At 65.5% G+C, this 11976-nt stretch carries 7 protein-coding genes and 1 tRNA gene; 5 read left to right on the top strand and 3 right to left on the bottom strand.

Annotation, left to right across the window (positions count from 1 at the left end; all coding sequences use genetic code 11):
• Window positions 1-20: 20 nt before the first annotated feature.
• Window positions 21-1394, bottom strand: coding sequence for a zinc-dependent metalloprotease (locus QN345_RS09875; protein WP_370294914.1), 1374 nt, complete (start codon window positions 1392-1394; stop codon window positions 21-23).
• A gap of 129 nt (window positions 1395-1523) precedes the next feature.
• Between QN345_RS09875 and QN345_RS09870 the strand changes: the two genes are divergently transcribed.
• From QN345_RS09870 to QN345_RS09855, 4 genes are all read left to right on the top strand, one after another.
• Entirely contained in the window at window positions 1524-2657 is a 1134-nt protein-coding gene (locus QN345_RS09870; RefSeq protein WP_241975389.1) for a PDZ domain-containing protein, read from the top strand.
• Between the two features lie 126 nt (window positions 2658-2783).
• Window positions 2784-5684 (top strand): UPF0182 family protein, encoded by a 2901-nt coding sequence (locus QN345_RS09865; protein ID WP_174774617.1) that lies wholly within the window; start codon window positions 2784-2786, stop codon window positions 5682-5684.
• A 177-nt stretch (window positions 5685-5861) separates the two neighbouring features.
• Window positions 5862-5935: transfer RNA gene (locus tag QN345_RS09860), tRNA-Met, on the top strand.
• A gap of 120 nt (window positions 5936-6055) precedes the next feature.
• A complete protein-coding gene (locus tag QN345_RS09855) occupies window positions 6056-6523 on the top strand; it encodes a GNAT family N-acetyltransferase (RefSeq protein WP_322188170.1) in 468 nt (155 codons plus the stop codon).
• Between the two features lie 30 nt (window positions 6524-6553).
• Here QN345_RS09855 and QN345_RS09850 read toward each other — a convergent pair whose 3' ends face one another.
• On the bottom strand, window positions 6554-7177 hold the full coding sequence (locus tag QN345_RS09850; protein WP_134445845.1) for a LysE family transporter: 624 nt from the start codon (window positions 7175-7177) through the stop codon (window positions 6554-6556).
• 97 nt (window positions 7178-7274) lie between these two features.
• Here QN345_RS09850 and QN345_RS09845 point away from each other — a divergent pair, with 97 nt between their 5' ends.
• Complete coding sequence (locus QN345_RS09845; protein ID WP_241987402.1) at window positions 7275-8774, top strand: CoA-acylating methylmalonate-semialdehyde dehydrogenase; 1500 nt, start codon at window positions 7275-7277, stop codon at window positions 8772-8774.
• Between the two features lie 77 nt (window positions 8775-8851).
• On the opposite strand, the gene adhE is transcribed toward QN345_RS09845, so the two are convergent.
• A complete protein-coding gene (gene adhE, locus QN345_RS09840) occupies window positions 8852-11581 on the bottom strand; it encodes a bifunctional acetaldehyde-CoA/alcohol dehydrogenase (protein ID WP_134445843.1) in 2730 nt (909 codons plus the stop codon).
• Between the last annotated feature and the right edge of the window lie 395 nt (window positions 11582-11976).

The following is an 11976-nucleotide window of genomic DNA, read 5'->3' as shown; positions in this document are numbered from 1 at the left end:
GGCCTGCTCTAGGCGCGGGGCTACTCCTCGTGGGGGCGGTCGGGGCCGTCCTCGCGCAGCAGGTCTTCGAGTGCCTGGTCGACCTCGTCGAGTTCGGGTTCCGTGCCCGCCGCGACGCTCGCGGCCGTGCTCGTCAGCCGCGCGACGAGCGCCTTCGGGTCGTCGAGGTCCGCTGACGTCGGCAGAAGGTCGGGGTGCGCCCAGAGCGCGTCACGACCGTCGTTACCGACGGCATCCGTCACGGCCTGCCACATCGCGGCGGCCTCGCGCAGCCTGCGCGGACGCAGCTCGAGCCCGACGAGGGTCGAGAACGCGGACTCGGCCGGACCACCCGAGGCGCGACGGCGCTTGACGGTCTCGTTGATGGCATCGGCGCGGGGGAGCCTGCTCGTGGCCTCGACGGTCACGACGTCGACCCAGCCTTCGACGAGCGCGAGCATCGTCTCGAGCCTCGCGAGGGCGGCGAGCTGGGTCTCCGACTTCGGCGGGATCAGCGATCCGTTCAGGATCGCCTGCCGCAGTTCCTCGGGGTTGGACGGGTCGAAGCCCTCGGCGAGTTCTTCGAGACGCCCTGAGTCGATGCTGATGTCGTGGGCGAAGTCGGTGATCGAGCTGATCAGCCGCAGGCGCAGCCAGCGCGAATGCCGGAACAGCCTGGCGTGGGCGAGTTCCCGCACGGCAAGGTAGATCTGAACCTGGTCGATCGGCACGTCGAGGTCTTCGCCGAAGGCCGCGACGTTCTGCGGCACGAGGGCGGCCTGCTGGTCGGTCATGAGCGGGATGCCGATGTCGCCTCCTGAGACGACCTCGCTCGCGAGCTGGCCGACGACCTGGCCGAGCTGCATGGCGAAGAGGGTGCCTCCGATGCTGCGCATCATCTTGCTCGCGCCGGCCATCATGCCCTTGAGCTCCTCCGGCGCCTGGTCGGTGAGGACCTTGGTCAGGGAATCGGAGATGCTGTTCGCGACCGGCTCCGCCAACTGGGTCCAGACCGGCATGGATTCCGTGACCCACTCCTTGCGGGTGAGAAGGCGCGGGACCACCGTGAGTTCGGCGATGTCGGTCACCTCGTCGAGCCAGAGCGCAGCAATGTGGAACGCCTGGTCGAGGGCGGCGTGCTCGGCGGGAGTCACCGAGACCTGGCTCTCGGCCGCCTTGTTCTGGCCCTGCGTGAGCGCTGCGTCCCAGCTGATGCCGCCCTCGCCGTTGCCGCGGAGGGCACCCTGCAACTGCTGCATGAGAGCGTTGATGCTGGCCGGGTCTGCCGGCAGGCCGGCGGCTCCGGCGAGCTGGCTCGGATCGATGGAGGACTTGCCCGACAGGATGTCGCGCAACATGTCCCGGAATTCGTCTTCCGGGTTGGGACCCTCGTCGGGTCGGGAGTCGTCGGGCACTTCAGGCACCTCTCAGTCGCTTGCTTCTACGCTAGTCCGAGACGCCCGGCCCGAACTGGGAAATGACCTACGCTGAGAGGTCTGGTGTCCGCTTGCCGCGAACGCCCGGCATAACCTGGAAGGAGCCCGGTGGCCCTCTTCACCGACGACCCGACGCCATCCGACTCCGGCACCACCTGGGAAGAGCGATCGCCGCGCTCCCGGCGGGCAAGCAAGGCCGGTTGGATCGTGCTCAGCATCGCCCTGGCCTGCGGCATCATCCTCGGCGTCACCCCGGCCCCATACGTGATCGAGAAGCCGGGCCCCGTCTACAACACCATCGGCTCGACCATCTCTGAGGACGGTGCGGACAGGCCCCTGATCACCATCGACGGCGCGGAGACCTTCCCGACCGACGGAACGCTGGACATGCTCACCGTGTCCCTCGTCGGCAACCCGGACAACCGCCCGAGCTGGCTCAAGGTCGCCGGAGCGTGGCTGGATTCCAGCCAGGCCGTCATCCCGATCGAGGCGGCGTTCCCCTCGAACACCACGACGCAGCAGCGCGACGAGGAGAACACCGCGCAGATGGTCAACTCCCAGCAGGATGCGATCGCCGCCGCCCTGACGAACCTCGGCTACACCTACCCGACGATCGTCTCGGTTGTTTCGCTGCCCGACGGTTCGCCGGCGACGGGCGTCCTCAAAGCGGACGACCAGATCGCCACCGTCAACGGCGCCGCCGTCACCGACATCGCCTCCCTCCGTGCCGCGCTCACGGCGAACGGCGCCGGCGTTCCGGCCACTGTCGGCATCGTGCGCGGCGGCGTCGCGCAGGACCTCACGGTCACCCCCGTCGACTCGGACGGCTCCGCGATCATCGGGATCAACGTGAAGACCGAGTATCAGTTCCCGTTCACGGTCACCATCCAGCTCGACCAGGTCGGCGGCCCGAGCGCCGGCATGATGTTCGCGCTCGGCATCATCGACAAGCTCACCCCCGGGCTCCTCCAGGGCGGCGAGAACGTCGCGGGCACCGGCACGATCGATCAGGCGGGCACGGTCGGCCCGATCGGCGGCATCCGCCAGAAACTCGCAGGCGCCCGGAGCGCCGGAGCAGACTGGTTCCTCGCCCCCGCGGACGACTGCGACGAGGTCACCGGGCACATCCCGGACGGTCTCACGGTCTTCTCGGTCACGACCCTCGACCAGGCACTCACCGCGCTGGACGCCATCAAGTCCGGGGCGGACACGAGCGCACTCCCGCACTGCCCCGTGCAATAACGGGGGATACCCCAGCGGCCTTGCAGGGAACTCTGAGCCGGCTTGGGGCCGGCTGGCAGGCCTGCTCCCAGAACCCCTGTCTAGAATGAGGCCTGACCGCCGATTTACAGACCAAGAGGCCCATTCGTGACGTCACAATCCACCGGAAACGCTCCTCGCAGGAGTCGTGCCCCCCTCGCCATTACGGCCGCCATCATCGCGGGGCTGGTGATCCTGTTCTTTGTGTTCGCCGGCCTGTACGCCGATGTGCTCTGGTTCAACCAGCTCGGCTTCCTGAGCGTACTGACCACCCAGTGGGCGGCAGGAGCCGCTCTCTTCTTCGTGGGCTTCCTCGCCATGGCGATCCCGGTCTTCGTCAGCATCCAGATCGCCTACCGGATGCGTCCTGTCTACGCGAAGCTCAACTCGCAGCTCGACCGCTACCAGCAGGTCATCGAGCCGCTCCGCCGCCTCGCCATGTACGGCATCCCCGCTCTGCTCGGCCTTTTCGCCGGCGTCGCGGCCGCCACCCGCTGGCAGGTCGTGCTGATGTGGCTGAACCGCACCGACACCGGCACCACCGATCCGCAGTTCCACCTCGACGTGTCGTTCTACCTGTTCGACCTGCCGTTCTTCCAGGCGTTCCTCGGCTTCGCATCCGCCGTCGTCCTCATCTCGGCCATCGTCGCGATCGCGACCACCTACCTGTACGGGTCGATCCGGGTCAGCGGCCGCGAAATCCTCGTGTCCAAGGCCGCTCGCGTCCAGATCGCCGTCACGGCGAGTCTCTACCTGGTCCTGCAGGCGCTCAGCATCTGGCTCGACCAGTATTCGACGCTCACCAGCACGAACGACCTGATCACCGGTGCCGGCTACACCGACACCCACGCCACCATCCCCGGACGGGCGATCCTCGCCGGCATCGCCGCCGTCGTCGCCATCCTCTTCCTCGTCACGGCGATCATCGGTCGCTGGCGCCTCCCCGTGATCGGCACGGCGCTCCTCATCGTGACAAGCCTCCTGCTCGGCTCCCTCTACCCGTGGGTCGTGCAGCGCTTCCAGGTCGACCCGAGCGCGAAGTCCCTCGAGGCCGAGTACATCCAACGGAACATCGATCTCACCCGGAACGCATACGACCTCTCCGGTGTCACCGAGGTCCCGTACAACGCGACGACGACCGCAGAGCCAGGGGCACTCCGGGCGGACGCGACGACGACCGCCAACATCCGGATCCTCGACCCGGCCCTCGTGAGCGACGCCTTCTCGCAGCTGGAACAGTTCAAGCAGTATTACCAGTTCCCGAAGAACCTCGATGTGGACCGGTACACGATCGACGGCAAGTCCCAGGACACCGTCGTCTCCGTCCGTGATCTCAAGCTGTCCGGGCTCAACGCCGGGAACACCTGGGTGAACTCGACGATCGTCTACACCCACGGGTACGGCGTCGTCGCGGCATACGGCAACCAGCGCTCGGCAGACGGCCAGCCCGTGTTCCTCGAGTCCGGCATCCCGACGACCGGATCGCTCGGAACTTACGAGCCGCGGATCTACTTCGGTGAGAACTCACCGACCTACTCGATCGTCGGGGCCGCGGCGGACAGCAAGCCCGTCGAGCTCGACTATCCGTCCGGCACCGATGGCGCCCAGCAGACCTACACGACGTTCACCGGCAACGGCGGTCCGAAGCTCGACAACGCGTTCAACAAGCTCATCTATGCGCTGAAGTTCCAGTCCGAGCAGATATTCCTCGCCAACGACGTCAACGACCAGTCGCAGATCCTCTACGACCGCGACCCCGTCACGCGCGTGCAGAAGGTCGCCCCCTACCTGACCCTCGACTCCTCCGCATACCCCTCTGTCGTCGACGGCCGGGTCAAGTGGATCGTCGACGGCTACACGACGAGCGCGGACTACCCGTACTCGACACCGGTCGGCCTGAGCGACGCCATCACGGACACCGAGACGCCCGCACAGCCGTTCGCGCTCGACAAGATCAACTACATGCGCAACTCGGTCAAGGCAACGGTCGACGCCTATGACGGCTCGGTCACCCTCTACGCGTGGGATACCACGGACCCGATCCTGAAGACGTGGCAGAAGATCTTCCCGTCCACGGTCAAGCCCATGAGCGATATGAGCGGCCAGCTGATGAGCCACGTCCGGTACCCGGCCGACCTCTTCAAGGTGCAGCGCCACATCCTGAGCCAGTATCACGTGACAGACCCCGGCTCGTTCTACTCGCACGACGACGCGTGGACGACGCCGAACGACCCGGTGTCGCCGTCGACGAACACGACTCTCCAGCCCCCGTACTACCTCACGATGCAGGTGCCCGGTTCGGAGAAACCGGCATTCACCCTGTACTCGACCTTCATCCCGGACGCGACGGGTACCACGAGCCGGAACGTGCTCACCGGGTACCTCGCCGTCGACTCGGATGCCGGCGCGACCGACGGAGTCAGATCGGCGGAATACGGAAAGCTCCGCCTGCTCACCCTGCCGAAGGCGAACACGGTGCCTGGCCCCGGTCAGGTGCAGGCGAAGTTCAACGCCGACCCGACGGTATCGACCCAGCTCAACCTGTTGAAGCAGGGCCAGTCGAAGGTGCTCAACGGCAACCTGCTGACGCTGCCCGTCGGTGGCGGGCTCCTGTACGTGCAGCCGGTCTACGTGCAGTCGACGGGTGAGACCAGCTACCCGCTGCTGCAGAAGGTTCTCGTGGCCTTCGGTGACCAGATCGCCTTCGAGGACACCCTGAACAAGGCGCTCGACGTGCTCTTCGGCGGCAGTTCGGGTGCGCAGGCCGGTGACACTTCGGTGCCGACCACCGGAACGACGACGCCGACGACAGGCGGCACCACGACACCCTCGACGACGACGGGCAACCCGGCAACGGATGCCCAGCTCCAGGCGCTCCTGGCCGTCGCCAAGCAGGCTATTGCCGACAAGCAGGCGGCGCTGACCGCCGGCGACTTCGCGGCCTACGGTGTGGCGGACAAGAAGCTCTCCGACACCGTCGCGAGCATGCTCGCCCTGCTGGGCCAGTAGCAGACAGCAGCACCGGCCGCGGACAGCATCCGTGGTCGTGACGGCCGGTTCCCCTCGGGGAGCCGGCCGTCCGTGCGTGTGGCACAACGCACGAGCGCCGGCACAGAACCCGCGCAGCATGCACGGCGCCGCGTGGTTCGACTGGGCCTCAAGGCTGTGATAAGCTACTTCTTGTAGCGCGGGGTGGAGCAGTTCGGTAGCTCGCTGGGCTCATAACCCAGAGGTCGTAGGTTCAAATCCTGCCCCCGCAACAGATGCCCCCGGAACCGTAAGGTTCCGGGGGCTTTTTTCATACCCGGAACCGATACCCTCGGTGGATGACCTGCCCCACGACCCGGCCCCTGGCCTACGCCGAGACCGGGCATGCCTGAATGTTCACCGTCGACAGGGACGATCCTGCGCGACCGGACGTCCATCGGCTGCTCGACGAGCATCTTGCGGATATGTTCGCCTCCTCGCCGGCCGAGAGTGTCCACGCCCTCGACCTCGAAGCCCTGTCCGCACCGGAGATCCGATTCTGGACCGCTCGGGAAGGCGGCACCCTGGTCGGCTGTGGGGCCCTGAAAGAGCTGACGAGTGACCACGCCGAGCTCAAGTCCATGCGCACAACGCGGGAGGCGCGCGGTCGCGGAGTGGCGGCCGGGCTCCTCTCGCACATCCTCGACGACGCACTCCACCGGCGCATCGGGCGCGTCAGCCTGGAAACCGGGACCCAGGACTCTTTCGCCCCGGCCCGGCGGCTGTACCTGCGCGCCGGCTTCGTCGAATGCCCGCCGTTCGCCGGGTACACCCTCGACCCCAGCAGCGTCTTCCTGACCATCCGGCTCGCTCGGGAGTGAGCCTTACTCCGGTGGGCCGCCGGTGATCGGTCAGTGGATCGCAGCGAGCAGAATGCCGACGCCGACGAAGAGAACTCCGAAGATGCGGTTGAGTACCCGCTGGCCGCGCGCGTCCCTGGTGAAGCGCTGGAATGACCGCGCCGTTCCCGCGAAGAAGAGCCACATCACGAGCACGTCGATCACGATCACCGTGGCTGCCGCGATCAGGTATTGCGGGAGCGCGGGGCGGTCGAGCCGGATGAACTGGGGGAGGAAGGCCAGGAAGAAGACGATCGCCTTCGGATTGAGCAGGTTCACCCACAGGCCGCGACGGAACATCGACCAGCGCGGCTCGTCACGGAGAGCCCGGGCGCTCTCGGCGTCCAGGCTCGGCTTCGCGAGGAACTGCCGAATGCCCAGGTAGACGAGGTACGCGGCGCCCGCATAGCGGATGATGTTGAATGCGACAGGCGAATTGGCGACGAGCAGCCCAACGCCGAGGGCAACGATCGTGATGTGCACGACCAGTGCAGCCTGTTGGCCGAGGATGCCCCAGATGGAGCGGCGGAACCCGGAATTGAGGGCATTGCTCATGGTGTTGATCGCCCCAGCCCCGGGCGTGAAACTGATCAGCGCACCCGCACCCACGAGGGCCAGCCAGAGGGAGAATTGCACCGCTCCAGCCTAGGGCCTGCCTGAACCCGTGGATTGCGGTGGGTTGTGTCAGAATCGACCCGTTCCCCGACGTCGTTGTCCGAGAGAGATGAGTGCCATGAGCGAAGTACCCGTTGTCCCGCACTGGATCGATGGCGCCGAGCACGCCGGGGTGTCCGGCCGTACTTCTCCGGTCTTCGACCCGGCCCTCGGCACCATCACGAAAGACGTCCCCCTCGCCGACGCCGGCGAGATCGAAGCCGCCGTCGCATCCGCCAAAGCCGCGTTCCCGGCGTGGCGCGACCTGTCGATCGCCAAGAGGCAGTCGATCATCTTCACGTTCCGCGAACTGCTCAACGCCCGCAAGGGTGAGCTGGCCGAGATCCTCACGAGTGAACACGGCAAGGTGCTCTCCGATGCCCTCGGCGAGATCACGCGGGGGCTCGAGGTCGTCGAATTCGCCTGCGGCATCCCGCACCTGCTCAAGGGCGAATACTCCGAGAACGTCGCCACGGGCGTCGATGTGTACTCGACCCGCCAGGCCCTCGGCGTCGTCGGCATCATCAGCCCGTTCAACTTCCCGGCCATGGTGCCGATGTGGTTCTTCCCGATCGCCATCGCGGCCGGCAACACCGTGATCCTCAAGCCGAGCGAGAAGGACCCGAGCGCAGCCATCTGGCTCGCCAGGCTCCTCAAGGAGTCCGGTCTACCCGACGGCGTCTTCACGGTCCTGCACGGGGACAAGGTGGCCGTTGACGGCCTCCTCACGCACCCCGACGTCAAGGCGATCTCCTTCGTCGGATCGACCCCGATCGCCCGCTACGTCTACGAGACCGGCACGCGGCACGGCAAGCGGGTGCAGGCACTCGGTGGCGCCAAGAACCACATGCTCGTGCTTCCGGACGCCGACCTCGACCTTGTCGCGGACTCGGCGGTCAATGCCGGCTTCGGCAGTGCCGGGGAACGGTGCATGGCCATCAGCGTCGTCGTCGCGGTTGAACCGGTCGCCGACGAGCTGGTCGGGAAGATCGTTTCCCGGATGACGGCCCTGACCGTCGGTGACGGGCGTCGCTCGTGCGACATGGGCCCGCTCATCACGGAAGTTCACCGCGACAAGGTCGCAAGCTACATCGAGATCGCAGCGGATGACGGCGCGACGATCGTCGTCGACGGTCGCGGCATCGAGGTCGACGGAGACAAGAACGGGTTCTGGCTCGGCCCGACCCTAATCGACCACCTCCCCGTCACCTCGAAGGCGTACACCGAGGAGATCTTCGGCCCGGTGCTCGGCATCGTCCGGGTCGACACCTACGAGGAGGGCGTCGCCCTGATCAACGCCGGTGCGTTCGGCAACGGCACCGCGATCTTCACCAACGATGGCGGGGCCGCGCGCCGGTTCCAGAACGAGATCGAGGTGGGCATGATCGGCATCAACGTGCCCATCCCGGTCCCGGTCGCGTACTTCTCGTTCGGCGGCTGGAAGAACTCGCTGTTCGGTGACACCAAGGCCCACGGCGCAGAGGGCGTGCACTTCTTCACCCGCGGCAAGGCGATCACCAGCCGCTGGCTCGACCCGAGCCACGGAGGCATCAACCTGGGCTTCCCCCAGAACCGATAACAGCCGAAAAACAGGTTGGGCCCCGCACCGAAGTGCGGGGCCCAACCTGTTTCAGTACTGATTCAGCGGGTGAAGACCTACTTGCCTGCCTTGCGGGCCGGCTTCTTGGCGTCCGTGTTGGACTCGGCGGCGGCCGCTGCGGCCGAACGACCGGCACGAACCTCTTCGAACGAGGTGCCGTAGTACGCGGCCTCCATGATGGTCTTCATGTCGGCGAGCATCGGCATCCGCGGGTTGGCCGGTGCGCACTGGTCGCCGTATGCACCCATGGCGAGCGAGTCGAGGCGACCGATGAAGTCTTCCTCCACAACACCCTGGGCCTGGAACGACGGCTTGATGTGCACGGCGTCGCGCAGCTTCTCAACGGCGGTCGCGTACGACTCGATGCCCTCTTCAGGAGTCGAGGCCGGCAGCCCCAGGTGCTTCGCGATCTGCTGGAAGCGCTCGGGAGCGATGTAGGTCTCGTACTTGGGCCAGCTGGTCAGCTTGGTCGGGATCTTGCCGTTGTAGCGGATCACGTGCGGCAGGTAGGTCGCGTTCACTCGTCCGTGGATGAGGTGCATCTGGGCGCCGGTGACGTGAGCCATCGCGTGACAAATTCCGAGGAACGCGTTACCGAACGCCATGCCAGCGATCGAGGATGCGTTGTGCATCTTCTCGCGCGCCTTGATGACCTTGTCGTCGGTGCTGTTCTGCGTGCCGTTGACCGAGGTCTCGATGTTCTCGAAGATCAGCTTGATCGCGTGCAGGCACATGCCGTCGGTGAAGTCGTTCGCGTAGACCGACACGTAAGCCTCTGTCGCGTGCGTCAGAGCGTCGAAGCCGGAGTCGGCGACGAGGAAGGACGGCATTGCGGCGGTGAGCGCGGGGTCGATGATCGCGACGTTCGGCAGGAGTGCGTAGTCCGCGAGCGGGTACTTGACTCCGGAGACCTCATCGGTGATGACCGCGAACGGCGTCATTTCCGAACCGGTACCCGAGGTGGTCGGGATGCAGACGAGCTGGGCCAGTTCGCCGAGGTCGGGGAACTTGAACGCGCGCTTGCGCACGTCGAAGAACTTTTCCTTCATGTCGGCGAATTCGATTTCGGGGTGTTCGTACAGGAGCCACATGACCTTCGCGGCGTCCATGGGCGAACCGCCACCGAGGGCGATGATCGTGTCGGGCTTGAAGGCGCGCATTTCCTCTGCACCCTTCTTGACCGCGGCGACGGTCGGCTCGGGGAGCACGTTGTCGATGATCTGGAGGGACACGCGGTTCTCGCGACGGTTGAGCACGTCGAGGATCTTGTCAACGAAGCCGAGCTTCGTCATGGTCGCGTCGGTGACGATGGTGACGCGTTCGACGTGGCGCATGTCCGCCAGGTAGCGGATGGCGTTCGGCTCGAAGTACGTCTTGGCGGGGACCTTGAACCACTGCAAGTTGTTGTTCCTTCGACCGATCCGCTTGATGTTGATGAGGTTGATGGCCGACACGTTGTTCGAAACGGAGTTGTGTCCGTACGAGCCACAGCCGAGCGTCAACGAGGGGATGAAGGCGTTGTAGATGTCACCGATGCCACCGAGCGAGCTCGGGGCGTTGGTGATGATCCGGACGGCCTTGACGCGGATACCGAATTCCTCGATGATCGCGGGGTTCTCGCTGTGGATCGAGCCGGAGTGGCCGAGTCCGTCGAATTCCACCATCTGCTCGGAGAGCGTGATGCCCTCTTCTGCATCCTTGGCGTGCAGGACGGCGAGCACCGGGGCGAGCTTTTCGCGCGTCATCGGTTCCTGCGGTCCGACGCTGCCGACCTCGACCATGATGATCGAGGTGTCTTCGGGAACGGTGAATCCGGCCTGCTGCGCGATCCACACCGGCGACTTGCCGACGACGGAAGCGTTGAGCTTGGCGCCGCCACAGTTTTCCGAGTGTGCCTGGACACCGAAGATGAACTCTTCGAGGAGGGTCTTCTCCGCCGGGGTCACGAGGTACGCGTGCAGCTTCTTGAATTCGACGAGTGCCTCTGCATAGAGCGGCTCTTCAATGATGACGGCCTGCTCGGAAGCGCAGATCATGCCGTAGTCGAAGGACTTCGAGAGCACGACGTCGTTGACGGCACGCTTGAGCTTGGCGCTCTTCTCGATGAATGCCGGAACGTTTCCCGCACCGACGCCGAGGGCCGGCTTGCCGCAGGAATACGCGGCGCGGACCATTGCGTTGCCACCGGTCGCGAGGATGGTCGCAACACCGGGGTGGTTCATCAGGAGCGTGCTCGCCTCGAGGGAGGGAACTTCGATCCACTGCACGCAGTTCTTGGGGGCGCCGGCGGCGATTGCCGCGTCGCGCACAATGCGGGCAGCTGCGACAGAAGACTGCTGGGCTCCCGGGTGGAAGCCGAAGATGATCGGGTTGCGGGTCTTAATGGCGATAAGGGATTTGAAGATTGCAGTCGAGGTGGGGTTGGTCACCGGGGTGATACCTGCGATAACACCGACCGGCTCGGCGATTTCTGTAATTCCGGTAATAGCGTCGCGGCTGATAATGCCGACGGTCTTAAGATTCTGCATCGAGTTCGTGACGTGCTCGCACGCGAACAGGTTCTTCACGGCCTTGTCCTCGAATACGCCACGACCGGTTTCGGCTACTGCGTGGACGGCGAGCTCAGCATGTTTGCTGAGGGCCGCGACGGAGGCCTTTTTTACGATGTGGTCGATCTGCTCTTGGGTGAAGTCAGCGTATTCGGTGAGCGCCTGCTGTGCTCCCTGAACGAGTGAGTCGATTTGGCTAGCAAGTGACTCAGTGACTGGTTTGTCCGTAATGGTCATGGTGCCCCTCTTCGGCGGCCCAACTTGGGCTTTTCGCCTCTTTAGGCAAGCTTACGACCCCGCGCCGAGGGACGCATCTTTAACGATGGGCAGGGTGCCGGGATTGCGACGTTTCAATTGAGCATTTTGGCTGATTAGCCGTCTGTTTCTCATTCGACGTGATCGGCTGGTCGATTTCTACGATTCGTAGAAATTCCGCAGATTCCACGGCCCGATTCAGCGTCGGCCGAGACCTCGGATTGTCGCGACAGCGAGACCGGCGGCCCGGGCCGTTTCGGAGAGCTCTGCTCCGGTCGTCGACGAGGCAAGGGTGAACCGGACTGCGGTCTGGGCGACCTCCGCGGGAAGCCCCATGGCCGTGAGGGTGGGGGAGGCCGTGCTGCTCGAGCTGGAAG

This window comes from Cryobacterium sp. 10I1, from assembly GCF_035019805.1.
In the GTDB taxonomy this organism is placed as follows: domain Bacteria; phylum Actinomycetota; class Actinomycetes; order Actinomycetales; family Microbacteriaceae; genus Cryobacterium; species Cryobacterium glucosi.
This window is presented reverse-complemented; position numbering and strand designations above follow the sequence as displayed.

What these genes read in the sequence shown, in the direction of transcription:
- QN345_RS09845 (WP_241987402.1), top strand. Translation starts at nt 7,275, where the DNA reads ATGAGCGAAGTACCCGTTGTCCCGCACTGGATCGATGGCGCCGAGCAC.
- QN345_RS09855 (WP_322188170.1), top strand. Translation starts at nt 6,056, where the DNA reads ATGTTCACCGTCGACAGGGACGATCCTGCGCGACCGGACGTCCATCGG.
- adhE (WP_134445843.1), bottom strand. Translation starts at nt 11,581, where the DNA reads ATGACCATTACGGACAAACCAGTCACTGAGTCACTTGCTAGCCAAATC.